The sequence below is a fragment of the Pseudomonas sp. 22189 genome (assembly GCF_052045635.1).
Lineage (GTDB): Bacteria > Pseudomonadota > Gammaproteobacteria > Pseudomonadales > Pseudomonadaceae > Aquipseudomonas > Aquipseudomonas parakoreensis.
The window spans coordinates 32,650-57,724 of the sequence record NZ_JBQEPG010000030.1; the positions used below are offsets into that span (position 1 = coordinate 32,650).

Annotated in this window: 28 protein-coding genes and 1 pseudogene; 14 read left to right on the forward strand and 15 right to left on the reverse strand. The window is 60.7% G+C overall.

What is annotated here, in order from left to right:
- Positions 1-168 precede the first annotated feature (168 nt).
- A pseudogene (locus tag ACTJKS_RS24260) lies at positions 169-423 on the forward strand (YebG family protein); the annotation flags it as partial.
- Positions 424-601: 178 nt separating this feature from the next.
- On the opposite strand, the gene ACTJKS_RS24265 reads toward ACTJKS_RS24260, so the two are convergent.
- Positions 602-1,621, reverse strand: coding sequence for a Glu/Leu/Phe/Val dehydrogenase family protein (locus ACTJKS_RS24265; RefSeq protein WP_108181712.1), 1,020 nt, complete (start codon positions 1,619-1,621; stop codon positions 602-604).
- A 172-nt stretch (positions 1,622-1,793) separates the two neighbouring features.
- Between ACTJKS_RS24265 and ACTJKS_RS24270 the strand changes: the two genes are divergently transcribed.
- Complete coding sequence (locus tag ACTJKS_RS24270; RefSeq protein ID WP_041073965.1) at positions 1,794-2,597, forward strand: SirB1 family protein; 804 nt, start codon at positions 1,794-1,796, stop codon at positions 2,595-2,597.
- Between the two features lie 51 nt (positions 2,598-2,648).
- Here ACTJKS_RS24270 and ACTJKS_RS24275 read toward each other — a convergent pair whose 3' ends face one another.
- The 4 genes from ACTJKS_RS24275 to hmgA all read right to left on the reverse strand — a co-directional run bounded on the left by ACTJKS_RS24275 (position 2,649) and on the right by hmgA (position 7,426).
- On the reverse strand, positions 2,649-4,019 hold the full coding sequence (locus ACTJKS_RS24275) for an MFS transporter (protein WP_108181711.1): 1,371 nt from the start codon (positions 4,017-4,019) through the stop codon (positions 2,649-2,651).
- A gap of 146 nt (positions 4,020-4,165) precedes the next feature.
- Positions 4,166-4,801, reverse strand: coding sequence for a maleylacetoacetate isomerase (gene maiA / locus ACTJKS_RS24280; RefSeq protein ID WP_047291784.1), 636 nt, complete (start codon positions 4,799-4,801; stop codon positions 4,166-4,168).
- Positions 4,802-4,813: 12 nt separating this feature from the next.
- Positions 4,814-6,118: a fumarylacetoacetase gene (gene fahA / locus ACTJKS_RS24285; RefSeq protein ID WP_262948010.1), complete on the reverse strand. Its 1,305-nt coding sequence runs from the start codon at positions 6,116-6,118 to the stop codon at positions 4,814-4,816.
- A gap of 3 nt (positions 6,119-6,121) precedes the next feature.
- Complete coding sequence (gene hmgA, locus ACTJKS_RS24290) at positions 6,122-7,426, reverse strand: homogentisate 1,2-dioxygenase (protein WP_108181708.1); 1,305 nt, start codon at positions 7,424-7,426, stop codon at positions 6,122-6,124.
- 165 nt (positions 7,427-7,591) lie between these two features.
- Here hmgA and ACTJKS_RS24295 point away from each other — a divergent pair, with 165 nt between their 5' ends.
- Positions 7,592-8,386 carry an IclR family transcriptional regulator gene (locus ACTJKS_RS24295; RefSeq protein WP_047291777.1) on the forward strand — a complete coding sequence of 265 codons (795 nt, stop codon included), beginning with the start codon at positions 7,592-7,594 and terminating at the stop codon, positions 8,384-8,386.
- A 355-nt stretch (positions 8,387-8,741) separates the two neighbouring features.
- Here the strand turns inward: ACTJKS_RS24295 and ACTJKS_RS24300 are convergent, their stop codons facing one another.
- The 5 genes from ACTJKS_RS24300 to ACTJKS_RS24320 form a co-directional block, all read right to left on the reverse strand.
- Positions 8,742-9,653: an SDR family oxidoreductase gene (locus ACTJKS_RS24300; RefSeq protein ID WP_086793807.1), complete on the reverse strand. Its 912-nt coding sequence runs from the start codon at positions 9,651-9,653 to the stop codon at positions 8,742-8,744.
- A gap of 203 nt (positions 9,654-9,856) precedes the next feature.
- Positions 9,857-10,759, reverse strand: coding sequence for an alpha/beta fold hydrolase (locus ACTJKS_RS24305; protein WP_108181706.1), 903 nt, complete (start codon positions 10,757-10,759; stop codon positions 9,857-9,859).
- Entirely contained in the window at positions 10,759-11,541 is a 783-nt protein-coding gene (locus ACTJKS_RS24310; protein WP_108181705.1) for a class II aldolase/adducin family protein, read from the reverse strand. Before ACTJKS_RS24310 ends, ACTJKS_RS24305 begins: the two co-directional genes overlap by 1 nt.
- Positions 11,542-11,672: 131 nt before the next feature.
- Positions 11,673-12,359 (reverse strand): LrgB family protein, encoded by a 687-nt coding sequence (locus tag ACTJKS_RS24315; protein ID WP_108181704.1) that lies wholly within the window; start codon positions 12,357-12,359, stop codon positions 11,673-11,675.
- On the reverse strand, positions 12,349-12,735 hold the full coding sequence (locus ACTJKS_RS24320) for a CidA/LrgA family protein (RefSeq protein ID WP_041073952.1): 387 nt from the start codon (positions 12,733-12,735) through the stop codon (positions 12,349-12,351). The genes ACTJKS_RS24315 and ACTJKS_RS24320 overlap by 11 nt, the downstream gene beginning before the upstream one ends.
- 94 nt (positions 12,736-12,829) lie before the next feature.
- Here ACTJKS_RS24320 and ACTJKS_RS24325 point away from each other — a divergent pair, with 94 nt between their 5' ends.
- Positions 12,830-13,717, forward strand: coding sequence for a LysR family transcriptional regulator (locus ACTJKS_RS24325; protein ID WP_262948011.1), 888 nt, complete (start codon positions 12,830-12,832; stop codon positions 13,715-13,717).
- Here the strand turns inward: ACTJKS_RS24325 and ACTJKS_RS24330 are convergent.
- Positions 13,707-14,162 (reverse strand): flavodoxin, encoded by a 456-nt coding sequence (locus tag ACTJKS_RS24330; protein ID WP_262948012.1) that lies wholly within the window; start codon positions 14,160-14,162, stop codon positions 13,707-13,709. The two genes, ACTJKS_RS24325 and ACTJKS_RS24330, sit on opposite strands and share 11 nt — an antisense overlap.
- Positions 14,163-14,314: 152 nt before the next feature.
- On the opposite strand from ACTJKS_RS24330, the gene ACTJKS_RS24335 reads away from it, so the two are divergent.
- On the forward strand, positions 14,315-14,791 hold the full coding sequence (locus tag ACTJKS_RS24335; protein ID WP_108181702.1) for a PAS domain-containing protein: 477 nt from the start codon (positions 14,315-14,317) through the stop codon (positions 14,789-14,791).
- A gap of 55 nt (positions 14,792-14,846) precedes the next feature.
- Positions 14,847-15,452 carry a hypothetical protein gene (locus tag ACTJKS_RS24340; RefSeq protein ID WP_025109427.1) on the forward strand — a complete coding sequence of 202 codons (606 nt, stop codon included), beginning with the start codon at positions 14,847-14,849 and terminating at the stop codon, positions 15,450-15,452.
- 3 nt (positions 15,453-15,455) lie between these two features.
- Here the strand turns inward: ACTJKS_RS24340 and ACTJKS_RS24345 are convergent, their stop codons facing one another.
- Complete coding sequence (locus tag ACTJKS_RS24345) at positions 15,456-16,415, reverse strand: MerR family transcriptional regulator (protein WP_142579860.1); 960 nt, start codon at positions 16,413-16,415, stop codon at positions 15,456-15,458.
- Positions 16,416-16,625: 210 nt separating this feature from the next.
- Here ACTJKS_RS24345 and ACTJKS_RS24350 point away from each other — a divergent pair, with 210 nt between their 5' ends.
- From ACTJKS_RS24350 to ACTJKS_RS24375, 6 genes are all read left to right on the forward strand, one after another.
- A complete protein-coding gene (locus ACTJKS_RS24350) occupies positions 16,626-17,195 on the forward strand; it encodes an antibiotic biosynthesis monooxygenase (RefSeq protein WP_108181700.1) in 570 nt (189 codons plus the stop codon).
- 129 nt (positions 17,196-17,324) lie between these two features.
- Entirely contained in the window at positions 17,325-18,035 is a 711-nt protein-coding gene (folM, locus tag ACTJKS_RS24355) for a dihydromonapterin reductase (protein WP_108181699.1), read from the forward strand.
- 21 nt (positions 18,036-18,056) lie between these two features.
- On the forward strand, positions 18,057-18,617 hold the full coding sequence (folE, locus tag ACTJKS_RS24360; RefSeq protein ID WP_262948016.1) for a GTP cyclohydrolase I FolE: 561 nt from the start codon (positions 18,057-18,059) through the stop codon (positions 18,615-18,617).
- Entirely contained in the window at positions 18,618-18,989 is a 372-nt protein-coding gene (gene folX / locus ACTJKS_RS24365) for a dihydroneopterin triphosphate 2'-epimerase (protein ID WP_041073935.1), read from the forward strand. It abuts the gene before it with no gap.
- 68 nt (positions 18,990-19,057) lie between these two features.
- Positions 19,058-19,354, forward strand: a complete 297-nt coding sequence (locus ACTJKS_RS24370; RefSeq protein ID WP_007968038.1) for a DUF1244 domain-containing protein — start codon at positions 19,058-19,060, stop codon at positions 19,352-19,354.
- Positions 19,347-19,685 (forward strand): HopJ type III effector protein, encoded by a 339-nt coding sequence (locus ACTJKS_RS24375; protein ID WP_108181697.1) that lies wholly within the window; start codon positions 19,347-19,349, stop codon positions 19,683-19,685. The genes ACTJKS_RS24370 and ACTJKS_RS24375 overlap by 8 nt, the downstream gene beginning before the upstream one ends.
- A 117-nt stretch (positions 19,686-19,802) precedes the next feature.
- Here the strand turns inward: ACTJKS_RS24375 and trxB are convergent, their stop codons facing one another.
- Positions 19,803-20,765: a thioredoxin-disulfide reductase gene (gene trxB, locus ACTJKS_RS24380; protein WP_003221727.1), complete on the reverse strand. Its 963-nt coding sequence runs from the start codon at positions 20,763-20,765 to the stop codon at positions 19,803-19,805.
- A 311-nt stretch (positions 20,766-21,076) separates the two neighbouring features.
- Between trxB and cysZ the strand changes: the two genes are divergently transcribed.
- Complete coding sequence (gene cysZ / locus ACTJKS_RS24385; RefSeq protein WP_262948020.1) at positions 21,077-21,829, forward strand: sulfate transporter CysZ; 753 nt, start codon at positions 21,077-21,079, stop codon at positions 21,827-21,829.
- Positions 21,830-21,883: 54 nt separating this feature from the next.
- Entirely contained in the window at positions 21,884-23,083 is a 1,200-nt protein-coding gene (locus ACTJKS_RS24390; RefSeq protein WP_262948022.1) for a glycosyltransferase family 4 protein, read from the forward strand.
- 135 nt (positions 23,084-23,218) lie between these two features.
- On the opposite strand, the gene ACTJKS_RS24395 is transcribed toward ACTJKS_RS24390, so the two are convergent.
- Positions 23,219-24,322: an NADH:flavin oxidoreductase gene (locus tag ACTJKS_RS24395; RefSeq protein WP_041073927.1), complete on the reverse strand. Its 1,104-nt coding sequence runs from the start codon at positions 24,320-24,322 to the stop codon at positions 23,219-23,221.
- A 177-nt stretch (positions 24,323-24,499) separates the two neighbouring features.
- On the reverse strand, positions 24,500-25,075 hold a 576-nt coding region (locus ACTJKS_RS24400), incomplete at its 5' end, for a transposase (RefSeq protein ID WP_440828800.1).

Genomic DNA, 25,075 nt, shown 5'->3' on the forward strand with positions numbered 1-25,075 from the left:
CGCCGTGTGCGGGTCGTTTTGTTTGAGGGGCGTAAATCAGGAAAATCGCCGAATCCGGTCTACATTGAAAAGCCACTACCCAAAGCGCAGGGATTCGCTTATCCTTTCGCTGTATATAAATACAGTAGTCGCTAAGACAACTAAATGTGAAGGCATGTGAGGTGGTGAATGGCCGTCGAAGTGGTATACCGCAGCAGCCGAGATCTGGAGCGCTTGTTCATGGATAAAGCCGAAGCTGACCGTCATGACAAAATGCTCGAACTGGCCGAGATGCTGTCCGAAGTGTTGCAAAAAGCCGTGCCGTCGCTGAACGAGCAACAGGTTGAAGAAGTCGGGATCTACATGGCGAAGAACCGCGATGTGTTCGCCAAGGCGTTCAAGAGCCAGCCTGATGCGCTGTCGGAGCTGATCAATGCACCGGCAGAAGTAGTCGAAAAAAACGAAGCAGCTGAGCCGGAAGAAGCTCCAGTGAAGCCGGTTAAAGCGGCGAAAGCTGCCAAGTAACCACGTTTGAATCGAAAAGATCGCAGCCTGCGGCAGCTCCTACAGGGAATACGCATTCCATATGTAGGAGCTGGCGCAGGCTGCGATCTTTTGCTTTTCAGCGATACAGGACTTTCTCCGCCAACTCATCCGCCACCCGCGCCGGCGAGCGTTTCTCGGCCTGCGCATGGGCAAACACTTCGGTCAGTCGCGAGGAAATCTTCGACAGATGCGCAGTGATCGTCCCCAGCTCTTCACCGCGATGCTTGAGCGAAACATAAATCAACCCGCCCGCGTTGATCACGTAATCCGGCGCATACAGAATCCCCCGACGCTCCAGTTGATCGGCCACGTCCAGATGCGTCAGTTGATTGTTCGCCGAACCCGCCACCGCCGAGCAACGCAGTTGCGTCACTGTGTGACTGTTGAGTACCCCGCCGAGGCCACACGGCGCAAGGATGTCGCACGGTGTGCTGAGCAACGCATCGTTGGCGATCGGATGCGCGTTGAGTTGCTCCATCGCCAGTTGCACCTTGCCGTGATCGATGTCGCTGACCAGCAATTCGGCGCCCGCCGCATGCAGTTGTTCCGCCAGTGCATAACCCACATTCCCCAGCCCCTGAATCGCTATGCGCAATCCTTCGAGATTGTCGCTGCCCAGCCGCGCCATGGCGGTGGCGCGAATTCCGGTAAACACCCCCATCGCCGCGTGCGGTGCCGGGTCACCGGCCGAGGTGGTGCTGGTGACATGCCGGGTCTGCTGGGCGATGCAATCCATGTCCGCCACCGACGTGCCACTGTCGATGGCGGTGATGTAGCGACCGTCGAGCTGCTTGATGCAGCGCCCGAAAGCCTCGAACAGCGCACCGCGGTTTTCCACATGCGCCGGGCGTACGATCACTGCCACCCCGCCACCCTGGGCCAGTCCGGCCAGCGCCGCTTTGTAGCTCATGCCCTGCGCGAGGCGAATGGCGTCCTCGACTGCGGATTCGTCGTTGGGATAGGCAAGATAACGGCAACCGCCCAGGGCAGGCCCGAGGCGACTGTTATGAATGGCAATGACCGCCTTCAACCCGGTGACCGGGTCAACGCTGAGGTGCAGCGATTCCAGGCGAGTGCTTTGCATGAGAGCGAACATCGGCAGGCTCCCGAATCACTTCTGGTAGTCGCCAGTATAGGCTTGCGCCCAAAAATTGCTGAAGCGCACCGGAATAAGCGTCGGCGCCGACGGCGACTTTGCGGCATAACCCGGCCGGTACTGGACGAATGGCACGGACGGGGCTAAAACGAGGCATGCCCCGGAGATTTCGATGAGTCCGCGCCAACGTTTTTTCGAGTGTCTGCACCGTTCACCGCCCGCACTGTTCGAAGCGGCGTTGTGGATGGCTGCCGAGCACGAAAAAGGCCTGGATGTCGAAGCACTGCAACAGGACTTCAAGGAGCTGCAACAGCGCGTCAGCTACGGCTTGCCGATGCTGCCAGTCAGCGAACTGGCGCAACCGTTGCTGCGGCGGATGAATGATCTGGGCTTTTCTCAGGACGATTTTCTGCCGCTGCGCCCACAGGTCGCGTTGTTGCACAAGGTGTTGCAGACCCGTCGCGGCCAGCCACTGAGCCTGTCCCTGATAGCCCTGGAACTGGCACGCAGTCTGGAGATTCCGCTGGTCGGCGTGAACTTTCCCGGGCATTTCCTGCTGCGGGTGCCCGGCGCTGATCACTTGCTGGATCCCTGCGGCGGTCGGCGGCTTTACCCGAATGATTGTCGCGAGTTGTTGCAGCGTCAGTACGGCGCGCACATGAAACTCAATGCCGAGCATCTATTGGTCGCCACCCCGATCCAAATGCTGCAGCGCCTGTCACGCAACCTGCGCCAGTTGCATCTGGCGCACGAGGATTACATCGCTGCGTTGATCGATGCCGAACGCGTGCTGGAACTGGGCGGTGCCAGCGCTGCCGATTATCTGGCCCGCGCCAGCCTGTATCAGCGCCTCGACTGCCCCAACGCCGAACGCTTCGATCTGGAACATGCGCTGCTGCTCAGTGACGATCCGATCCAGCGCCTGCGCCTGACCGAACGGCTCGGGCACCTGCCTCCGAATTCCGTGGTCCACTAATCCCTGTGTGGGAGCGAGCCTGCTCGCGAAGCAGGCGCCTCGGTTTATCCTTTAGACCGCGTTATCGTTCTTCGCGAGCAGGCTCGCCCCTACATTGGATTGCGGGATTTCTGAGGGCGAACGCACCTGGATGATCAGCAGTGCCGCAATAACCGCCGGAATCGCGCAGAAGAAAAATATCTGCGCCACCGGAATGTGCATCGCCAGCAGCAGGCTGCCAAACAGCGGCCCGAGGATCGAACCGAAGCGCCCTACCCCCAACGCCCAGCCAGTGCCCGTGGCGCGCACCTGCGCCGGATAGAAGTTACTGGCGAAGGCGTTCAACGTCAGTTGCCCACCAATGATGCAAAACCCGGCAGCAAACACGCAGGCCACCAGATAGCGCGGATTGTCGTGATTCAGGCCCAGCAGAACCGTGCACACAGCCGCCCCGGCCAATACCGCGCAGAGCAGGCGCACCTTGCGCTTGAGCCGGTCGGCGAACCACGCCATGCACACCGCGCCCAAGGTGCCGGCGAACAGGAACATCGAGGTCACCAGATTAGCTTCATTGAGTTGCAGACCGCTTTCCAGCAACAGCGTCGGCAGCCAGCTGATCATGAAATACAGCAGAATCAGGCTGACAAAAAACGTCGCCCAGATCAGCAGGGTCGGTCGTGCATAACCGTTGCGGAACAGCTCGACCACGGTCAGTTTGCTGCCCTGCTCGCGCTCGTTCTGCTCGACCGAGGCAGCCGGTGGCTGCCAGTCCGGCAGCATTCGCGCGGTGACTTGGCGCAAGCGCGCATAAGGCGGTGCGTCACGCAGCAGACGCGGCAGCGATTCCGGAAGCATCCACCACAGGAACGGGAACAGCAGCAACGGCGTGACACCACCGGCGAGGAACACCGCTTGCCAGCCAAAGCGATCAATGAAGCCCGCCGCAACGAAACCACCCGCCGCACCGCCAAACGAAAACCCACAAGCGGCCAGCGTGACCATCAAGGTGCGCAGGCGCGGCGGCGAATACTCCGACATCAGGGCCATGGCACTGGGCATCGCCCCGCCCATGCCGATGCCGCAGATAAAGCGCGCGATCATCAGGGTATTCAGGGAATCGGCGAACACCATCAGCACCGTGAGGGTGGCGTAGATCAGCACGCACGCCAGCAGAATCCGCCGCACGCCGAAGCGGTCGGCCAGCGGCGTCACCGCGAGCGAACCAAGGGTCAGGCCCAACAGGTTGGCACTGAAAACCGGCCCGAAGGCGGCTTTCTCCAGGCCCCAGTCCTGCGCCAGGGCCGGCACCACGTAACCGAGCACCTGGGCGTCATAGCCGTCGGTGACCAGCAACAAGGCGAGCAGGATCAAGAGCAACCACTGATAGCGGGACACAGGACGGGCGTCGAGTGCCGCCCGGAAGCTGGCAATCTGGTTGTGCATCGCAAGGTACCTGTTTTGTTTTTATGATTTTTTAGGGGCAACACGGACCTCATGTGAGAGCGAGCCTGCTCGCGAAAGCGGTGTGCCAGCTAAAAGAATGTCCGCTGATACGACCTCTTCGCGAGCGGGCTCGCGCCCACAGGGTCTTACGGTGTATCGGGCTGGTTGGCCGGATGCGCCTTGATGAACGCCGGATGCTCAGCCGCCAACGCGGCTACGCGACAAATCCGTGGATAAGCCTCCAGCGAAACACCGAAGCGCTCCGCCGCGTACAACTGTGGAATCAGATAAACGTCAGCCACACACGGCCACTCGCCGAAACAGAAACCGCTGTCGCCGATCAACTGCTCGACGGTCGCCAGCCCCTGACTGATCCAGTGCGCAATCCACTCCACCACCTGCGGCTCTTCGTGGCCCAGCTGGCGCAGACGATTGAGCACGCTGACGTTGTGCAGCGGATGCACGTCGCAGCCAATCACCGCCGCGACGCCACGCACATGGGCGCGGGCGGCGAGGTCTTCCGGCAGCAGCGGCTGCTGTGGATAACGCTCTTCCAGGTACTCGATGATCGCCGGCGATTGAATCAGCAACTCGCCGTCATCAGTACGCAAAGCCGGCACCCGGCCCTGCGGATTGATCGCCAGATACGCCGCCTGCCGATGCTCGCCCCCGGACGGCGCAATCAGGTTGACCGGTAGCGCGTTGTAGTCGAGCCCCTTCAGCGCCAGAGCGATACGCACCCGGTACGACGAGGTGGAACGGTAATAGGTGTAGAGATCCATGAGCCGCTCCTGTCAGCGCGCCGCCAGCACTGTGCCGCGGCATTCGCCGAAGCCGATCGAGGCAAAACCCTCTCGGGCGCAACGCGCGCGCAGGATGATTTCGTCGCCGTCTTCGAGGAATTTGCGCACTTCGCCGGAGGCCAGTTCGATCGGCTTTTTACCGCCCTCGGTGATTTCCAGCAGGCTGCCGAACTGACCGTTTTCCGGACCTGACAAGGTGCCCGAACCGAACAGGTCGCCGGCCTGCAACTGGCAACCGTTGACGCTGTGGTGCGTGACCATTTGTGCGACGGTCCAGTACATGTAACGCGTGTTGCTCAGGGTCAGGCGATGGGCGGGCAGATTCTGCTCGCGCATGGCTTCGGTGAGCAGCAGCACTTCCAGTTCGATGTCAAAGGCACCGGCCTCCTGATCGCGCTTGTCGAACAGGTAAGGCAGCGGCTGCGGATCACCTTCCGGACGCGCCGGCTGTGCCGTGCGGAACGGCTCCAGCGCTTCGGCTGTCACCACCCACGGTGAGACGCTGGTGATAAAACTCTTGGACAGGAACGGGCCCAGTGGCTGGTATTCCCAGGCCTGGATATCGCGGGCCGACCAGTCGTTGAGCAGGCAGAAACCGGCGATGTGCTCGGCGGCGTCACCAATCGCAATCGGCTCGCCCATGTCGTTGCCCTGACCGATCCAGATGCCCAGCTCCAGCTCGTAGTCCAGTCGGGCGCAAGGGCCGAAGGTCGGCTCGCTGGCACCGGCCGGCAGGGTCTGGCCTTTCGGGCGGCGCACGTCGGTGCCGGAGGCGCGCACGGTGGAGGCGCGACCGTGATAACCGATCGGCACGTGCTTGTAGTTCGGCAACAACGGGTTGTCCGGGCGGAACAGTTTGCCGACGTTTTGCGCGTGTTCGATGCCGACGTAGAAGTCGGTGTAATCGCTGATGCGGGCCGGCAGGTGCATCTGGCAATCGGCAGCCAAGGGCAGCAGTTTTGCGCCTTGGGCTTCGATGGCGCCGCGATGGCTGCTGCCCTCGCTGAACAGTTCCAGCAAGCGCGTACGCAAGGCGACACGGGCTTCGCGACCGAGGTCGAAGAAGGCGTTCAACAGGCCGCCGTGCATGGCCTCGACCGCACTGCGTGCGGCGCCGTCAAACAGACCGGCTTCAAGCGCCACTTGCAGATCGAAAATGTGCTCACCAATCGCCACGCCCGCGCGCGGCGCCGAGCCGTTGATGCTGAATACGCCCAGCGGCAGGTTCTGCAACGGGAAATCCGCGTGGCCGTTGGCCGAAGCAACCCAGCTGCGGGTGATGGAAGTCTGAGTCATGGATTATCTCCGGGTCGGGTCGAACGTGGCGGGCAGCGTGGCCCAGCAGGCGTCGTAATTGGATTGCAGTTGCGGACAGTCGAGGGCAAAACGGCTTGGACGCAGCACCTGACTGGTCTCGAACATGAAAGCCATGGTGTTGTCGATCTTCGCCGGCTTGAGCTCGGCGTTGATTGCTTTGGTGCAGGTTTCGCCGTCCGGGCCGTGGGCGCTCATGCAACTGTGCAGCGAAGCTCCGCCGGGCACGAAACCCTCAGCCTTGGCGTCGTATTCGCCGTGGATCAGGCCCATGAATTCGTTCATCAGGTTGCGGTGGAACCACGGTGGACGGAAGGTGTTCTCGGCGACCATCCAGCGTGGCGGGAAGATCACGAAGTCGAGGTTGGCCATGCCATGCACGCTGGTCGGCGAGGTCAGCACAGTGAAAATCGACGGATCAGGATGATCGAAACTCACGGTGCCAATGGTGTTGAAACGGCGCAGATCGTATTTGTACGGCACGTTGTTGCCGTGCCAGGCGACCACGTTCAGCGGCGAATGATCGAGTTGGGTGCCCCACAACTGGCCGAGGAATTTCTGCACCAGCGTCGTCGGCTGCTGCAGGTTTTCGTAGGCAGCGACCGGCGCGAGGAAGTCCCGTGGATTAGCCAGACCGTTGCTGCCGATCGGCCCCAGATCCGGCAGGCGCAACGGCGCGCCGTGGTTCTCGGCAACGTAACCGCGCGCCTGCGGATCAAGCAGTTCGACGCGGAATTTCAGACCGCGTGGCAACACGGCGATTTCCAGCGGCGCGACTTCGAGCTCACCGAGTTCGGTGGCAATCCGCAGTCGCCCGAGTTGCGGCACCAGCAGCAGCTCGCCGTCGGCGTTGTAGAACACCCGCTCCATCGAGCGGTTGGCGCAATAGTTATAGATGCTGATGCCGGCAGGCTTCTCCGCCGCCGAGTTGGCGACCATGCCAACCAGGCCGTCGATGAAGTCGGTTGGCTCGGCGGGCATCTGCAGTGGATTCCAGCGCAGACGATTCGGGGTTACGTCACCCAGCGGGCCGCCGGCCAGTTGCCGCTCCAGTTTGACGAACGCCGGGTGATTGGCCGACGGTTGAATCCGGTACAGCCACGTACGCCGGGCTTCACTGCGGGTCATGGTGAACGCCGTGCCGGAGAGCAATTCGGTGTAGAGACCGTACGGGGCTTTTTGCGGGGAGTTCTGGCCGATGGGCAAGGCGCCGGGCAACGCTTCACTGCTGAATTCGTTGCCGAAACCGGACTGGTACGCCAGCGCCGACGCGTTTGAATCGAGGTTCATGGAGCCTCCTGAACAGGGAGTCGGCAGTGGCCCATCGCTCTGGCTCAGAGGTTTGCGCACGCCGGGGTTGTTATTATCGTAATTCGATTACGCATAACGTAATTTGCTCGCTATCCAGCGTCAAGCTATAAAGACGCCCATTCGTTTTCGGATCCCGGCCGCACCATGGAAAAAACCAGCGACAGCAATGGCAAACAGAAAGTCCGCTCCGCCGAGGTCGGCACCGACATCCTCAAGGCGTTGGCCGAGTTGTCGCCCTCCACGTCGTTGTCGCGGCTGGCTGAACATGTGCAGATGCCGGCGAGCAAGGTGCACCGTTATCTCCAGGCCCTGATCGCCAGTGGTTTCGCCGAGCAGAACGCCGCCACCAACCATTACGGACTCGGCCGTGAAGCGTTGCGCGTGGGCCTGGCAGCCCTGAACAGTATGGACGTGCTGAAAGTCGCCGCCCTGCCGCTGTCCGAGTTGCGCGACGAACTGAATGAAACCTGTTTTCTGGCGGTGTGGGGCAATCAGGGCGCGACCGTGGTGCACATCGAGCCGGCGGTGCGCGCGGTGACGGTGGTCACGCAATTGGGTTCGGTATTGCCGCTGCTCAGTTCATCCACTGGCCTGGTGTTCAGTGCCTATCTGCCGCATCGCGAAACCGATGAACTGCGCGTGCTGGAAACCGCCATCGCCGACCATCCGCTGGCCGATGAAAAAAACTACGTCAGCCTGTGTGAACAGATCCGCGAACGCGGTCTGCATCATGTGCACGGTTTGTTGATGCCGGGCGTGGATGCGTTGTCGGCGCCAGTGTTCAACGCCGTCGGGCAGATCGCAGCGGTACTGACGATTGTCGGCCCGACTTCATTGTTTCATGCGGATGAAAACGGTCCGGCCGCCCGGCGATTGCTGGCGGCGGCACGCGCAGTCAGTTGGCGCATGGGCTATCAGGCCGACGACCTGCGCCCTTGAAACAACAGCCACAATCCCTTCAGTGACCCAATAGCGTAGCCGGACACGACTGTTGCATGCCCCGTAACAGTGCATGTCCGGAATCGCTCTGTTTCCTTCGATCTCAAGTGCTTATTCTGAGCGGGCTTTCACGGCACACGCCGCAAAGCAACCAGCCTTGGCTGCCGAGCAACTCGCGCCTGCGCTGACCGATTTCAGATGAATCGATGCTTCGATTGATCGCCCCGGTGTTCACTGACGTTGATTTGTAGCTCCTTGATCCAACGTCTTACCTTGGCCGCTGCGTTTGCAGCGGCCTTTTTTATGGGCGAGATTCATGCCGGTGGGACAGGTCGCTTGACGGTCATGGCAGATGTCAAAGCGAATACTTCTGCAGATTCGCCATCATTTCCTTCAGCGCTTCAATGTTGTCCTTGGGATGCGCCGCCCCTTCGAAATCGCAGATCTGCTGCCAATGCGCCGCGACGTCTTGCGGGGAGAAACCGCTGCGTGGATCGAATCCGGCGCCGAGGCTGCGCTCCCAGCGCACTTTGCCCATCCAGCCACCACCGACTTCAAACAGACCGGACGTTTCCTGGCACTGCTCACTGGCCAGGTACACCACCAGCGGGCTGACCAGTTCCGGTTTCAGCTGTTCGAACACTTGCGGCGGGATCAGCCCCTCGGTCATGCGCGTACCGCCAGTGGGCGCGATGGCGTTGACCAGAATGTTGTTCTTGCGCCCTTCGATGGCCAGGGTACGGGTCAATCCGTAGAGGCCGAGTTTGGCCATGCCGTAGTTGGACTGACCGAAGTTGCCGTAGATGCCCGAAGTGGATGCGGTAAAGATCACCCGGCCGTAGTTTTGCTCGCGCAGGTGCGGCCAGGCGGCGCGGGTGACTTTGTAGGCGCCTTCGACGTGAACGCGATAGACCAGATCCCAGTCGGCGTCGTCCATTTTGTGAAAGGTCTTGTCGCGCAGGATCCCGGCGTTGTTCACCACCACGTCGACACGGCCAAAGGCGTCGAGGGCGTTCTGCACCAGTTTGTCGCCGTCGGTGACCGAGTCGTGGTTGGCCTCGGCAATGCCGCCGGCTTCGCGAATTTCCGCCACCACACGGTCGGCGGCGGAGGCATTGGCGCCCTCGCCCTGGGTCGAGCCGCCGAGGTCGTTGACCAGCACTCTGGCGCCGTGCCGGGCGAACAGCAAAGCATGCGCCCGGCCCAGGCCACCACCGGCTCCGGTGACGATCACGACTTTATCTTCGAAACGTACGGACTCATTCATCGCAGAAACTCCAGCAGGCCAGTATTGAGTCCGAGTGTCAGGCACAGGGCTTTGGGTCACAACAAATACGGCTGAGGCTGAATGGTGCGCGATAAGGGTGGGGGATGATGAGGGCGTCAAAAGATCAAAAGATCGCAGCCTGCGGCAGCTCCTGCATTAATNATTTGTGCAGGAGCTGCCGCAGGCTGCGATCTTTTGATCTCTCAGGAGCACGCGACCTTGCGCGGCGGCAACTCCAGGCGGTCACGAAACGCCAGATAATGTTTGAGCACCTGCACCGGCGCCTCGATCTGTGGATAGTGGCCGATGCCCGGCAACAACACCGTGTCGGCGTCGGCGATCAACTGGCGGTAACGCTCGACCATGTGCGCACCGGAGACCGGATCGACTTCGCCATCGATCACCCGCAACGGGATGTCATCACGCTGCATGGCCGCTACCCAGCGGTCGCGTTGCGCTCGGCGCTCGGGGATGTAGCCAATCAGTTTGTGCAGGATGCGCGGACCGCGGTGGGTCTCGATCAGGCTCCAGAAATCATCCAGTTCGCTTTCGCTGGGGCCGGTTTGCGGGCCGAAAATCTGCCGAAAGCTTTTCACCAATGCATCACGGCTGAAGGCTCGGCCAATCATCCAGCCCAAGGGGCTGAGCAACAACTTTTGCATCAGCACCGGGCGATGGGTTTCCGGGAACAGCCCGCCGTTGAGGAACACGCAACTGGCGACGGCGAGCCGGTTTTCGTAATGCCGCGCGAGCAGTTCCTGGGCGACGCTGTCGCCGTAATCGTGAGCCAGAATATGCAGAGGTTGCTCGACCTGCAGATGGGCCAGCAGCGCCTGTTGCAAATCAGCCTGTTCCAGCAAGCTGTAGCTGTGATGCAACGGTTTGGCCGAATCACCGAAACCGAGCATGTCACAGGCGATCACCCGATAACGCTGGGCCAGCGGCTGCCACAAGTAGTGCCAGTCCCAACTGGCCGTCGGAAAGCCATGGATCAGCAACAGCGGCTCACCCTGCCCCGCCGTCCAATAACGGATCGACTGGCCGCGAAAGACAAATGTCCGGCTGCGTTTGCGCCAGACACACAGAGGAATCTCGGCAAGAGGCATCAGAGTTTATATCCGGGGTCTTGTTTATCGAGTTTGCGCAGCAACGCTGGCCAGGCCAGCGCGCCGCCCATGCCTTGAGCGCTTTTGGTCACGCCGGCGATCATCGCCTTGGCGCCCGCCAGAATTTGCGGTTCGATGGCGATCAGTTCAGTACCGCCGGTCTGCGCCATGACCTGAATGTCGCAGGCACGCTGGAAGGTGAACATCATCAGAAAGGTGTCGGCGATGGTGCCGCCACAGGTCAGCAGACCGTGGTTGTGCAGCATCAGGAAATTGTTCTCGCCCAGGTCGGCCTGCAAGCGCGCTTTCTCTTCGTGATTCAGCGCCACGCCTTCGTAGGCGTGATAGGCCAGGCTCGACAGCACGAACAGCGACTGCTGGCTGATCGGCAACACGCCCTGCTTCTGCGCTGAAACGGCCACGCCGGACGCAGTGTGCGTGTGCAGTACACACACCACGTCGTGCCGCACTTCGTGCACGGCGCTGTGGATGGTGTAACCGGCGGGATTGATTTCGTAGGGACTGTCCATGAGCTTGTTGCCGGCCTGGTCGACTTTGACCAGGCTGGACGCGGTGATCTCATGGAACATCAACCCGAACGGGTTGATCAGGAAGTCTTCGGTGCCCGGGACCTTGGCGGAAATGTGGGTGAAGATCAGGTCGTCCCAGCCATGCAGGGCGACCAGTCGATAACAGGCGGCGAGATCGACCCGGGTCTGCCACTCCGCAGCACTGACCTGGTCTTTGACATTAACGGGCGACTGGACGGGGGCTACGCTCACTGTATGCACCTCTGCGTTCTTATTGTTTTGCACGTGTCAGCAGTCTAGTCAGCTCCCGGGGCTCACGTAGTTGCATTGCCAGCCAGCTTGATGACTGAGCGGGTCAGCCATGCAAACAGCTTGGATCCATGTCAAAGCAACGACGCCAACAAAGGCGCAGCGAACAGATTGAGCAGTCCTGTCAGCACCATCACCAGCCCGGCCACCGAGCCTTCTTCACCGCCCACTTCATGCGCCCGACTGACGCCGGCACCGTGCGCGCCAACCCCAAACAACGCACCGCGCGCCAAGGCACTGCGCAGCGGCAGCCACTTGAGCAGCACGCCGCCGAGCATCGCACCGAACACGCCGGTGAACATCACGAACACGGCCGTCAGTTCCGGTACGCCACCCAGATTCTGCGCCAGCGGCATGGCGAACGGCGTGGTGATCGAACGCGGCACCAGCGACATCGTGACTGAGGTATCCAGCGCCAGCGCCCTGGCCAGACCAAACGAGGTAGCGATCGATGCCGCGCTGCCGGCGAGCATGCCCAGCAACAGCGCTGACCAGTGCCGCACCAGCAGACGTCGCTGCTGCCAGATCGGCACCGCGAAAGCGACGGTCACCGGCCCGAGCACCAGCATCAGCCAATGGGTGTTGCTTGAATATTCGGCATAGGCCGTGTGCAACGGTATGGCGAGCGCCAGCAGCAGCGCCGGCACCAGAATCAGCGGCGACAGCAGATAGCGCCCGGTACGCCGGTAAATCCAGCGACTGAACAGGTACGCCAACAGGGTGAAAGCGAGCCAGAACATCGGCATCCATTCAAGCTTCATGGGACCGCCTCAGACGCACAGCCAACTCCACGGTAAAGGCCGTCACCAGCATCACCATCAGGGTGCTGGCGCCAATCACCAGCAAAATCCGCCAACCGTCATCACGCAGCAGTGCGCCGTAGTCGAGCAGACTCATCAGTGCCGGAATAAAGAACAGCAGCATCTCGGCCATCAGCAATCCGGCACCCAATTGCAGCGCCGCCGGTTTGACCCAGCCAAACGCGAACGCCAGCAGCAACAGGGCCATGCCGATGACGCCACCGGGAATTGGCCAGGCCAGCCACGCGGCGATCTGACAGCCGAGCAGATAGAGACCGAGCAACACGGCCAGTTCTGCTATCAGACGGGAAACATACGTGAGGGATGCAGCGTTCATGATGGGCTCCTTACAGGGGGCTATTTTACGAAGCGGCCTGCCATACCAGAAGCGAATTGTTAGACTCATGGCTATTCCAAAACGGAATCGGAACATGGAATTCAAACAGCTGCGCAGTTTTCTCGAAGTCATGCGTCAAGGCGGCTTTACCCAGGCGGCGAAAACCCTGCACGTCAGTCAGTCGGCGGTGAGCAAACAAGTCGCGCAACTGGAGCAGAGTCTCGGCACGCCATTGCTCGAACGGCTCGGCTCCCAGTTGCACCTGACCGCTGCGGGCAGCGTGGTGCTGTCACACGCCGAGGGCATGCTGCGCTTGCGTCAGGAGTTGCTCAGCGAACTGGATGATCTGAGCCAACTGGCGCGCGGCGAATTGCGCCTCGGTCTGCCGTTGCTGGGCAGCGATGCGCTGTTCGCCGGGTTGTTCGCCGAGTATCGACGGCGCTATCCGAACATCAGCATTCAATTGCTTGAGGGCGGCAGCCGTAACGTCGAGCAGGCGGTGCTCAGCGGTGAACTGGAGTTGGGTGGCAGCTTGCTGCCCAAGGATCCGCAGTTCGATTTTCAGCCGTTCTGCGATGAGAAGCTCGACGCGTTGCTGCCGGTGGATCATCCGCTGGCGGCGCGCGGTGAAATTGCTCTGGAGGAGTTGGCCGAGACACCGTTCCTGCTGTATCAGCGCAGCTTCGTGCTCAATGACCGGTTATTGCAGGCGTGCCAGCAACTGGGCTTTACCCCGAAAGAAGGCGGGCGCAGTGGCCAGGCGGATTTTCTCGTGGCGCTGGTGGCGGCCGGGCAAGGCGTGGTGCTGTTGCCGAGCGTGGTCGCCCGGGCACTGGAGCGTCCGGGCGTGGTGCGCCTGACCTTGCGCGCGCCAGATTATCTGCGTTGGGATATCGCCTTCATCTGGCGTCGCGGCGCCTATCTGTCGAAAGCCGCGCAGGCCTGGCTGGCCCTGCTGCGCGAGCGCGCGATCAGCCCTTGAGCGTGGCGATCAATTGCGCCAGCCAAGGCTCGGCATCGGTTTCCGGGGTCACGCTTTCGCTGGCGTCCAGACGCAGCATCTCTTGTACTTCGCGCAGGCCCAGCTCGGCGAACAACTCACGCATCAGCTCGCCGCCACCGCAGAAAGTATCGCCGTAACTGGCATCGCCCAAACCGATCACCGCGCCGGGCAAGCCGCGCCAGGCCATTGGCAATTGATCGCGAAGGCTGAAATACAGCGGCTGCAGGTTATCCGGCAACTCGCCCATGCCGGTGGTCGAGGTCACCGCGAGAATCGCTTCAGGGCCGAACGCCTGTATATCCTCCAGGCTGGCGCGCGAGTTGTAGAAGGTTTCAAAACCGGCGTCTTTCAGCAGGTTCTGCGCGTGACGGGCGACTTCTTCGGCCGCGCCGTAAACCGAGCCGGAGAGGATGGCGACTTTCATCAATCTGATCCTGAAGCTGAAAAAAAGAGCGGCGATAGTAGCAGTCCGACGTAAAAGCCGCGATCCAGGCCCGAATAGCCGTGATGGCCAGTAGACAGACTGGCTGGAACTTCTAGAATGCCAGCCAATATCGACACTGAAAGGATTCATTGATGATCAACGCCAATCTGCTGCAAATGGTGATCAACGCTTCCAACGACGGGATCGTGGTTGCAGAAAAGGAAGGCGAACAGGACAACATCCTGATTTACGTAAACCCGGCCTTCGAGCGCCTGACCGGTTACACCAGCGAAGAAATTCTCTACCAGGATTGCCGTTTTCTGCAGTCCGGCGACCGCGATCAGGCCAATCTGACGCGGATTCGTGACACCTTGCGCAATGGCGGGGCGTGCCGGGAAATCCTGCGTAACTACCGAAAGGACGGCACGCCATTCTGGAACGAATTGTCGCTGTCGACAGTGAAAAACGACAAGGACGGCCAGACTTATTTCGTCGGCGTGCAGAAGGACGTCACGGTTCAGGTCAAGGCGCAGCAACGCGTCGCGCAACTGGAAGCACAGGTTGCCGCCTTGCAAGCCGAACTCTCTGCCCTGAAAGCGACGAACGGCGCAAACAAAACTGCGAACTAAGTGTCAGTAACTACAATCACCAATGACTTTGTAACTAATTCTTTCGAGCCAGGCCATGCAACGCGACGCCCTCCTGACCCAGGATGAGCTGGATTTCATCCAGACCATGCAGCACAACCCGCAACTCAATGTGCGGGATGCGACGTCGAGCCTGTTGGTCAATGGTGGCTCGCAGATCCGTGACCTGCTCACGCGCCTGGCGGCTCATGAGCAAGTGACCATCCAGGCCAACTTTGAAAATCAGCAGATGACCTTCCCGTTGCACCTGGTGGAAGACGAATTCCACGCCTTGCACCTGCGTCTGGGCGTACCAAGCATTTACGAAGACGGGCCGATGGTTCGCCCATGGCGTCTGACCCTCGAAGAGCCGGTCGCGCTGGAAAATGCCAAGGGCCAACCGGGGATGATGTGGGTGCACGAGGTGTCGCACAAAGGCGTGCTGCTGGAAATGCGCAACAAGACCAAACCGCCCAAGCATTTCGCGCTGTGGTTCAGCCCTTCAGGGTATGAGCGGATTTCCCTGCGCGGCAATTTCGAGCGCGAAACCGAGCATGGCTTCTACGCCTACGAGCTGAGCCAGACCGATGCCGATGAAACCGAACGCCTGCGCCAGTTCATCCTGCAACAACACCGTCTGACCCACCCCGCCCTGCACACCTGATATTCAGGTATCCAGCGTCCCCGCGAGAAACTGCGTCATGCGTTGACGCATCGTCGCCCCTTCATTGCCCAGACAGCCGATCGACGATCCCGCCAGGCTGTCCTGTGCCAGATCGGCGGTATCGCCGGCCAGCATCACCTGACAGTCCAGACTTAACGCCAGACGGTTCAACCGTCGCGGCAAATCGGCTGTCGGGGCGTGATTGGAAAACAGCACCAGCGCCTGCGGCTTGATCCGCTCGCACACCAGCGCCAACTCATCGAATGGCTGACCGGTGGTGAGCACCCGCACTCCGGCGTCATTGCCACTCAGAAACAACGCGGCAACCAGCAATTCGAGTTCACGACACTGACCGGCGAGCGCACTGACAATCACTTTGCGCGGTTGCGCGCCGCGCAGCGCGACAATCCGCTGCAGGACTCGCGCCCGCAGGAACCCGTCGAAAAACAACCATTCGCTGGTCTGGCCGAAGGCATCCTGACGCTGCAGCATCTGCAGCCACAACGGCATGAGAATGTCCTGGAACACCACTGACAGCGAATATGAAGAGAAAATCTGGTTGTAGACCTGGTCCAGCGCGCGGTCATCGAATGCGCTGACTGCAACCTGCACCTGTTGTTGCCACTGCGCGTAATCAGCCTGCACCAGATCATCAGGAATGATATGCGCCAGCACTTTCAGCGGCTCGGTCTTGGCGAGGATCTTGCCGACCTTGCTCACCGCCACGCCGCGGTCGATCCAGTCGACGATGCTGCGCACGCGCTCGATTTCGGTCATCGAATACAGCCGATGCCCGCTTTCGGTGCGAGTCGGCTGAATCAAACCGTAGCGACGCTCCCATGCACGCAGCGTTACCGGGTTGACGCCGGTCAGGCGCGACACCTCACGAATAGGGAACAACTCTTCGCGCTCAAGTGCGACAGAGGCCTGCGAAGCAGGGTCAGCGTCCGTGATAACAGCCATTGTGCAGGTGCATCCACTCGGTAGATTTGGATCCCATTCTACCTCCGATGCCCTCTATCGGTTCAACCCATGAATAGAGACGAAAGTCTCTGAAACTGTCATTAAAATCAGGAATAATCCTTGCTTGTCAAAAAGCGCAGGCTCCTACCCCCGCCTGCGTATTGCGAAACTCCTACCCGGAGCGACGCACTCGGAATACGGAGATACATAATGTCTACTTCCCCCGTCACGCTGATGGTTGCGCGTCGCGTCGCCGACGGCCGCTATCAGGACCTGATTGCCTGGCTACGCGAAGGCGAACAACTGGCCACTGACTTTCCCGGTTATCTGGGCTCCGGCGTGCTCGCTCCGCCACCCGGTGACAACGAATTCCAGATCATTTTCCGCTTTGTCAACGAACAGACCCTGCATGCCTGGGAGCACTCGGTCTCGCGTACCGCGTGGCTCGCGCGAGGCAGCGATCTGTTCGCGCATCCCAAAGAACATCGGGTCAGTGGTATCGAAGGCTGGTTCGGCGCGGCCGGTCAGCGGCCACCGCGCTGGAAACAGGCCGTGGCCATCTGGCTGGCGTTCTTTCCGGTGTCGCTGCTGTTCAACTTTGTTCTCGGGCCGTTGCTCGGCGACATGAGCCTGCTGCCGCGGGTGTTGATCAGCACGGCGTGCCTGACGCCGTTGATGGTGTATTTCTTTATTCCGCTGTCGACGCGGTTGCTGTCCAACTGGTTGAACGCTGTGCCGGCGCGACCTTTGCCTGCAACACCCTCTACGCAGAATCGCTAAAGATCGCAGCCTCGTTGCACTCGTCAGCTCCTACAGATGAAGGCGCCCCTGTAGGAGCTGCCGAAGGCTGCGATCTTTTCGACAGCGTCGCTGTTATAGTTTTTGCTCCAGCCGCGACGCGAGCCGTTCATGACCATTTCCTCCGCCCCGATTCTCATCACCGGTGCCGGCCAGCGTGTCGGTCTGCACTGCGCGCAGCGTTTGCTTGAAGACGGCCATCAGGTCATTTTCACCTACCGCAGCGAACGTCCCGGCGTGCAAGCGCTGCGGGATCTGGGCGCGATCGGAGTGTTCGCCGACTTCTCCAGCGAAGCCGCCATTCTCGCCTTCATCGATGAACTGAAAGCCCATACCGACCGCCTGCGCGCCATCGTCCACAACGCCTCCGAATGGCTGGCGGAAACCCCGGGCAACGAAGCCGAAGCCTTCGAACGCATGCTCAACGTGCACCTGCTCGCGCCGTACCTGATCAACCTGCACTGCGCCGACCTGCTCAAGCGCTCGACACCGGCCGACATCATCCACATCAGTGACGACGTCACGCGCAAGGGCAGCAGCAAACACATCGGCTATTGCGCCAGCAAGGCCGGGCTCGACAGCCTGACCCTGTCCTTCGCCGCGCGCTATGCGCCGGCAATCAAGGTCAACGGCATCGCGCCAGCCCTGCTATTGTTCAATCCCGACGACGACGCGGCGTACCGCGCCAAGGCGCTGGCCAAATCCGCGCTGGGCATCGAACCCGGCAGCGAAGTGATCTACCAGAGCCTGCGCTATCTGCTCGACAACCCCTATGTCACCGGCACGACCCTGACCGTCAACGGCGGACGGCACGTCAAATAAGCTGCTGCGCGAGGATCTCCCATGAGCCGTACCCTGCCCGAGCATTACCGCGAGATCCTCATCGGCCTCGGCGAAGACCCCGACCGCGAAGGTCTGCTCGACACTCCGCAGCGCGCGGCCAAGGCCATGCAATACCTGTGTCACGGCTACGAACAGCGTGTGGAGGAGATCGTCAACGGCGCGCTGTTTGCTTCCGACAGCGACGAGATGATTATCGTCGCCGACATCGAGCTCTACTCGTTGTGCGAACATCACCTGCTGCCCTTCATCGGCAAGGCCCATGTGGCATATATTCCGACCGGCAAGGTGCTGGGACTGTCGAAGATTGCGCGGCTGGTGGACATGTTCGCCCGGCGCCTGCAGATTCAGGAAAACCTTACCCGGCAGATTGCCGAAGCGGTGCAACAGGTCACCGATGCCGCTGGCGTCGCGGTGGTCATCGAGGCCCGGCACATGTGCATGATGATGCGCGGTGTCGAGAAACAGAATTCGACCATGAACACCTCGGTCATGCTCGGCGCCTTTCGCGACTCGAGCAACACCCGCCAGGAGTTCCTGCAATTGATTGGACGGAGCAAGTAAATGTCACAACTTCAACCGGGAATGGCGCGCATCCGGGTCAAGGATCTGCGCTTGCGCACCTTTATCGGGATCAACGAGGACGAGATCCTCAACAAACAGGATGTGCTGATCAACCTGACCATCCAGTACGCCGCGCAGGAAGCGGTGCGCGACAACGACATCGATCACGCGCTCAACTACCGCACCATCACCAAGGCGATCATCGCCCACGTCGAGGGCAATCGCTTTGCGCTGCTCGAACGCCTGACCCAGGAGCTGCTGGATCTGGTGATGAGCAATACCGCCGTGCTTTACGCCGAAGTCGAAGTCGACAAGCCGCATGCCCTGCGATTTGCCGAGTCGGTGTCGATCACCCTCGCGGCAAGCCGCTGAGCGCGTCTGGCGCATTGCTCGCCAGACTTTTATCATCCGCGCCACGAATAGACTGCACAGAGCCCATCATGACCGAGCAACAACGCCTCGAACTCGAAGCCGCCGCCTTCCGCCGGCTGGTCGCCCATCTGGACAGCCGCAAGGACGTGCAGAACATCGACCTGATGAACCTTGCCGGGTTCTGCCGCAACTGCCTGTCCAAATGGTACAAGGCCGCCGCCGATGACCGTCAGATCGAGGTCAGCCTCGATGACGCCCGCGAAGTGGTTTACGGCATGCCGTACGCCGAGTGGAAAGCCCAATACCAGCAAGAGGCCAGCGCCGAACAACAGGCGGCGTTCGCCAAAGGAAAACCCAATGAGTGATCTGAACACCCTGCGCGCCAGCCTCAACAGCGGCGAACACGCTTTCGCCGATACCCTGGCGTTCATCGCTGCCGGTTATGACTACCAGCCGCAAGCGTTCAACAATGGTGGCGTGGAAAACGCTGCCGGGCAGAACGAAGGTTCGTGCAAGACCCTGGGTCTGGCACTGCTGGAAGGCTTGAGCGATGAAGAAGCGCTGCTGGCATTCGGCGAGCATTACCGCTCGGTGCTGGCGACGCCTGAAGGCAGTGACCACGGCAATATCCGTGCGCTGATCAAGCACGGGCTGGCCGGTGTGAAGTTCGAAGCACAGCCGCTGACACGTCGCTGATTCAAGATCAAAAGATCGCAGCCTGCGGCAGCNATCCCTGTAGGAGCTGCCGCAGGCTGCGATCTTTTGACTCTCATAAAAAAACCGGCCGAAGCCGGTTTTTTTGTGCCTGCGGTCTTAGAACGAAGCGTTCTGCAGACCGTCCAGGTAACGCTCGGTGTCCAGTGCCGCCATGCAGCCGGCGCCGGCCGAGGTGATGGCCTGACGGTAAACGTGGTCAGCGACGTCACCGGCAGCGAAGATACCTTCGACGCTGGTGGCAGTGGCGTTGCCGTCACGGCCGCCCTGCACCACCAGGTAACCGTCCTTGAGGGTCAACTGGCCTTCGAACAGCGAAGTGTTCGGAGTGTGGCCGATCGCGATAAACACGCCGTCGACCTTGATTTCGTCGAAGCTGCCGTCGTTGTTTTTCAGGCGCGCACCGGTCACACCCATGTTGTCGCCCAGCACTTCGTCGAGGTTGGCGTTCAACTTGAGGATGATCTTGCCTTCGGCCACACGGGCGTTGAGCTTGTCGATCAGGATCTTCTCGGCGCGGAAGGTTTCGCGACGGTGGATCAGGGTCACGGTGCTGGCGATGTTCGCCAGGTACAGTGCTTCTTCAACAGCGGTGTTGCCGCCGCCGACCACAGCCACTGGCTTGTTGCGGTAGAAGAAACCGTCGCAGGTCGCGCAGGCCGAGACGCCTTTGCCCATGAACGCCTCTTCCGACGGCAGGCCCAGGTAACGCGCGCTGGCACCGGTAGCGATGATCAGCGCGTCGCAGGTGTAGGTCGCGCTGTCACCGGTCAGGGTGTACGGCTTGGCGGCGAAGTCCACGGCGTTGATGTGATCGAAAACGATCTCGGTTTCAAACCGCTCGGCGTGCTCGCGCATGCGCTCCATCAGCGCCGGACCGGTCAAGCCGTGCACGTCGCCCGGCCAGTTGTCGACTTCAGTGGTGGTGGTCAGCTGACCGCCAGCCTGCATGCCGGTGATCAGCAGTGGCTTGAGGTTGGCACGGGCGGCGTAGACCGCAGCGCTGTAACCGGCAGGGCCGGAACCGAGAATAATCACTCGCGAATGACGGACTTCAGACATGACCTGCTCCTGTTGACCGGGCCGAAACACTGGCGCGGAACGCCGGACTGCCGGCGGGAATAAAAAAGGACTGTGGATAACCTTGGGGAAGGCATGAGCTCGACAGTCCTGTAAAAAGTTGGGTGCAGCGTATCGAGGGGGGCAAGATTAAGGAAATACGGATTAACAATCCAGCTCATAGGTGGTCTCTATGCGCAGACTCCGACCGGATCGACGTCTTTGTTACAGTGAATGTCGATCGCTCTGCCGCGCTTTCGCACCCGTTGCAAAGTCGGTAAGGTCGGCGCGTTTTCCCTTGCTCGGAGCCCCTTATGCCCGCCCCCGTTCTGTCCGGCCCGCAATACCTGCGCGAAGGCCTCAAACTGGTTCTCAGCCCGGGCCTGCGCCTGTTCGTGCTGCTGCCGCTGGCGATCAATCTGGTGCTGTTCGTCGGATTGATCTATCTGGCCGGCCATCAGTTCAGCCTGTGGGTCGACAGCCTGATGCCGTCGCTGCCCGACTGGCTGAGTTTTCTCAGCTACATCCTGTGGCCGCTGTTCGTGGTGCTGGTGGCGTTGATGGTGTTCTTCACCTTTACCATGCTGGCCAACGTGATCGCGGCGCCGTTCAACGGCTTCCTCGCGGAAAAAGTCGAAGTGGTGGTGCGCGGCACCGATGATTTCCCGGCCTTCAGCTGGGGCGAACTGATCGCGATGATCCCGCGCACCCTCGCCCGGGAAATGCGCAAACTCGGCTACTTCCTGCCGCGGGCAATTGGCCTGTTCATTCTCTCGTTCATTCCGGTGGTCAATATCGTCGCCGCACCGCTGTGGCTGCTGTTCGGCGTGTGGATGATGGCGATCCAGTACATCGACTACCCCGCGGACAACCACAAACTGGGCTGGAACGAAATGCTCGCCTGGCTGCGCCAGAAGCGCTGGCAGAGCATGAGCTTCGGCGGCATCGTCTATCTGGTGCTGCTGATTCCGGTGGTCAACATCCTGATGATGCCGGCCGCGGTTGCCGGCGCAACCTTGTTCTGGGTACGTGAGCGCGGCGCGGAGAACCTTGTCGCACAGCGCTGAGCCGTTCACGGACCGCCAGTCACAAATCCATCATCCGAACGTCACAGGCACGACATGGCCTCAGCCGACACTGAGGTCATGACGACAGCTCTGCATATCACTCTGATCAGCGAAACCTTCCCACCGGAAATCAACGGGGTGGCCAATACCCTTGGTCGCTTGTGCGATGGCTTGCGCGCGCGCGGGCATCGAGTGGAACTGGTGCGACCGCGACAAACGGGCGATCCGCAGCGTGTCGAGGACGATGCCTTGCTGTTGTGCCGGGGCTGGCCGTTGCCGGGTTATCCGGGGTTGCAATGGGGTCAGTCGTCGATGCACAAGCTGCTGCGGCGCTGGCAGCGTCATCGCCCGGACGTGCTGTACATCGCCACAGAAGGTCCGCTTGGCTTGTCGGCCTTGCGGGCGGCGCGGCGCCTGGGGATCTCGGTGGTCAGCGGCTTTCACACCAATTTCCAGCAGTACACCCATCAGTACGGGCTGGGTTTGCTGACGCGCGTGCTGACGCATTATCTGCGCTGGTTCCACAATCGCTCGGCGATGACCCTGGTGCCGAGCGTCAGTCAGCGTCTGGAACTGGAGCGCCGGCATTTCGACCGCCTCGCCCTGCTCTCCAGAGGCGTGGACAGCCAGTTGTTTCACCCGGCCAGGCGCCTGAACGGGTTGCGTGAGCAATGGGGCCTGAGCGAGCAGGACATCGCGGTGATTCACGTAGGACGTCTGGCCACGGAGAAGAACCTGGGCCTGCTCAAGCGCTGCTTCGATAAACTCCGCAGCACTTATCCACAGCGCAACCTGAAGCTGATTGTGGTCGGTGACGGCCCACAACGGCTTGCGCTGGAAAAAGAGCTGCCTGAGGCGATTTTCTGTGGTTCACAGCGCGGCGAAGCGCTGGCGGCGCACTATGCCTCGGGGGATATTTTTCTGTTCCCGAGCATGACCGAAACCTTCGGCAATGTGGTGCTCGAAGCACTGGCTTCAGGCCTGGGGGTGGTGGCGTACGATCAGGCAGCGGCAGCGCAGCATATTCGCCACGGCTACAACGGTGTGCTGGCGATGCCGGGTGATGAAGAGGCGTTTTGCGATGCGGCGGCTTGGCTGCTGGAAGAAGATGAGCGGTTGCGCTGCGTGCGCCTGAATGCGCGTCAGCATGCCAGTCGCCAGGGGTGGGCGGCGATCATCGAGCAATTTGAAAAGCATTTGCGTGGGGCGTGTCTGCGGGAGCAGGTGTTGCCGAATGCGCAGACATTGCCTTAGATCTTTGCTGATTTTGAAGCCGCCATCGCTGGCAAGCCAGCTCCCACAAGGGGCTGCGGTGAACACAATTTTTGTGAACACCCGCAATACCTGTGGGAGCTGGCTTGCCAGCGATAGCATCAGTTTGAGCGCCGCTTAAACCAGCGTCATCAACGCCTCACGGCTGAACGGCAGAATGTCCTGCTCACGCCCTTCACGGACTTTCAGTGCCCAGTCCGGATCCACCAGCAGCGCACGGCCCACCGCCACCAAGTCGAACTCGTCGTTGTTCAGACGCTCCAGCAGTTTTTCCAGACTGGCCGGTTGCGCGACCTTGTCGGTGTTGACCATGAACTGCAGGAACTCGCCGTCCAGGCCGACGCTGCCAACGGTAATGGTCGGCTTGCCGGTCAGCTTGCGTGTCCAGCCCGCCAGATTCAGTTCGGAGCCTTCGAATTCAGGTTCCCAGAAACGCCGCGTCGAGCAGTGGAAAATGTCCACGCCAGCGTCTGCCAACGGCTTGAGGAACTCGCCCAGCGCCTCGGGCGTTTGTACCAGACGCGCGGTGTAATCCTGCTGCTTCCACTGCGAAAATCGGAAGATGATCGGGAAGCCTTCGCCGACGGCGGCGCGCACCGCTTGAATCAATTCGATGGCGAAACGCGAGCGGTTGGCGAGGCTGCCGCCGTATTCGTCGCTGCGCTGATTGCTGCCTTCCCAGAAGAACTGGTCGATCAGGTAACCGTGGGCACCGTGGATTTCCACGCCGTCCATGCCGATGCTTTTGGCATCTTTGGCGGCCTGGGCGAATGCGGCGATTACGTCTTGAATGTCCTGTTTGGTCATGCCGTGCACCACGACCTGACCGTCCTTGAGTTTTTCCGTCGGGCCGTAACCCGGCACGCTGGCGTCCGGCTCGGTGCCGATACGGCGCACGCTGCCGACATGCCACAGTTGCGGAACAATCTTGCCGCCCTCGGCGTGCACCGCGTCGACCACTTTTTTCCAGCCGGCCAGTGGCGCTTCACCGAAGAACTGCGGCACGTTCGGGTAACCGTTGGAGGCCTTGTGACCGACCGTGGTGCCTTCGGTGATGATCAGACCGACACCGGCCGCAGCGCGGCGACGGTAGTACTCGATCACTTTGGAATTGGGTACGCCACCCGGGGAAAATGAGCGGGTCATTGGCGCCATGACCACGCGGGTCGGCAGTTCGAGGGCACCGAGATGGAACGGTTTGAACAGGGCTTGCACCGGCATTGGAAGGCTCCACAGGGAATGACTTTATGACGGCGATAATATGGAGAGTTGCAAGCCTTGAACAGCATTATTGATTTGAGTGATCAAGGATCAAAAGGGCCAAAGCAAAGATCGCAGCCTGCGGCAGCGCCTACAATTATTCGATAACTCGATGACGTGTAGATACCGTCTTGCCCCTCACCGGGCAAGTGCCAATTTCGGGTCAAATGGTTGGCCCGATTTGAGCACTCCGTAGACGAAGTGCAACAACTTGCGCATGGCTGCACAGATGATCTGTTTGGGGGCTTTGCCATTGGCCTTCAAGCGTTCCTTCATGGCGATGATCGCCTCGTTGTGCCTCAGCGCTACCAGGCCTGGCATGTACAGACCCGCCCGAACGCGAGCCGAGCCGACCCTCGAAATAATTGTTCTGCCTTTGAGTTTTCCTGACTCCTGCAGCTTAGGGTTCAACCCTGCAGCAGCGACCAGTTTGCGAGGGTCGTCGTATTTGCGCAGGTCGCCCAGCTCGGCCAGCAGCCGCTCAAGGGTTTTCTGCCCGATACCGTCGATGGTCACGATCAAGTCGCGCATCTGGCGCATGTCCGGATCATCATCGATGTGTTTCTTGATCGCTTTGTGCGTTTCAGCGATCTCTTTTTCGATGTGGCGCAGAACGGAGTTGATCGAGTCTTTGACCTTTTCGTCGGACACATCCAGACGATTGAGCTCCATCTGCTCCATTTCCTGAAGATCATCCAATCGACGCACCATCGC

Bases quoted from the DNA above. Each gene is read 5' to 3' on its own strand.
- ACTJKS_RS24340 (WP_025109427.1), top strand. From the start codon at position 14,847: ATGCAACGCGACGCCCTCCTGACCCAGGATGAGCTGGATTTCATCCAG.
- ACTJKS_RS24390 (WP_262948022.1), top strand. From the start codon at position 21,884: ATGGCCTCAGCCGACACTGAGGTCATGACGACAGCTCTGCATATCACT.
- ACTJKS_RS24295 (WP_047291777.1), top strand. From the start codon at position 7,592: ATGGAAAAAACCAGCGACAGCAATGGCAAACAGAAAGTCCGCTCCGCC.
- ACTJKS_RS24320 (WP_041073952.1), bottom strand. From the start codon at position 12,735: ATGAACGCTGCATCCCTCACGTATGTTTCCCGTCTGATAGCAGAACTG.
- ACTJKS_RS24330 (WP_262948012.1), bottom strand. From the start codon at position 14,162: ATGAAAGTCGCCATCCTCTCCGGCTCGGTTTACGGCGCGGCCGAAGAA.
- folE (WP_262948016.1), top strand. From the start codon at position 18,057: ATGAGCCGTACCCTGCCCGAGCATTACCGCGAGATCCTCATCGGCCTC.
- ACTJKS_RS24305 (WP_108181706.1), bottom strand. From the start codon at position 10,759: ATGCCTCTTGCCGAGATTCCTCTGTGTGTCTGGCGCAAACGCAGCCGG.
- ACTJKS_RS24315 (WP_108181704.1), bottom strand. From the start codon at position 12,359: ATGAAGCTTGAATGGATGCCGATGTTCTGGCTCGCTTTCACCCTGTTG.
- cysZ (WP_262948020.1), top strand. From the start codon at position 21,077: ATGCCCGCCCCCGTTCTGTCCGGCCCGCAATACCTGCGCGAAGGCCTC.
- ACTJKS_RS24270 (WP_041073965.1), top strand. From the start codon at position 1,794: ATGAGTCCGCGCCAACGTTTTTTCGAGTGTCTGCACCGTTCACCGCCC.
- ACTJKS_RS24325 (WP_262948011.1), top strand. From the start codon at position 12,830: ATGGAATTCAAACAGCTGCGCAGTTTTCTCGAAGTCATGCGTCAAGGC.
- fahA (WP_262948010.1), bottom strand. From the start codon at position 6,118: ATGACTCAGACTTCCATCACCCGCAGCTGGGTTGCTTCGGCCAACGGC.
- folX (WP_041073935.1), top strand. From the start codon at position 18,618: ATGTCACAACTTCAACCGGGAATGGCGCGCATCCGGGTCAAGGATCTG.
- ACTJKS_RS24370 (WP_007968038.1), top strand. From the start codon at position 19,058: ATGACCGAGCAACAACGCCTCGAACTCGAAGCCGCCGCCTTCCGCCGG.
- folM (WP_108181699.1), top strand. From the start codon at position 17,325: ATGACCATTTCCTCCGCCCCGATTCTCATCACCGGTGCCGGCCAGCGT.
- maiA (WP_047291784.1), bottom strand. From the start codon at position 4,801: ATGGATCTCTACACCTATTACCGTTCCACCTCGTCGTACCGGGTGCGT.
- hmgA (WP_108181708.1), bottom strand. From the start codon at position 7,426: ATGAACCTCGATTCAAACGCGTCGGCGCTGGCGTACCAGTCCGGTTTC.
- ACTJKS_RS24395 (WP_041073927.1), bottom strand. From the start codon at position 24,322: ATGCCGGTGCAAGCCCTGTTCAAACCGTTCCATCTCGGTGCCCTCGAA.
- trxB (WP_003221727.1), bottom strand. From the start codon at position 20,765: ATGTCTGAAGTCCGTCATTCGCGAGTGATTATTCTCGGTTCCGGCCCT.
- ACTJKS_RS24350 (WP_108181700.1), top strand. From the start codon at position 16,626: ATGTCTACTTCCCCCGTCACGCTGATGGTTGCGCGTCGCGTCGCCGAC.
- ACTJKS_RS24375 (WP_108181697.1), top strand. From the start codon at position 19,347: ATGAGTGATCTGAACACCCTGCGCGCCAGCCTCAACAGCGGCGAACAC.
- ACTJKS_RS24275 (WP_108181711.1), bottom strand. From the start codon at position 4,019: ATGCACAACCAGATTGCCAGCTTCCGGGCGGCACTCGACGCCCGTCCT.
- ACTJKS_RS24265 (WP_108181712.1), bottom strand. From the start codon at position 1,621: ATGTTCGCTCTCATGCAAAGCACTCGCCTGGAATCGCTGCACCTCAGC.
- ACTJKS_RS24300 (WP_086793807.1), bottom strand. From the start codon at position 9,653: ATGAATGAGTCCGTACGTTTCGAAGATAAAGTCGTGATCGTCACCGGA.
- ACTJKS_RS24335 (WP_108181702.1), top strand. From the start codon at position 14,315: ATGATCAACGCCAATCTGCTGCAAATGGTGATCAACGCTTCCAACGAC.
- ACTJKS_RS24345 (WP_142579860.1), bottom strand. From the start codon at position 16,415: ATGGCTGTTATCACGGACGCTGACCCTGCTTCGCAGGCCTCTGTCGCA.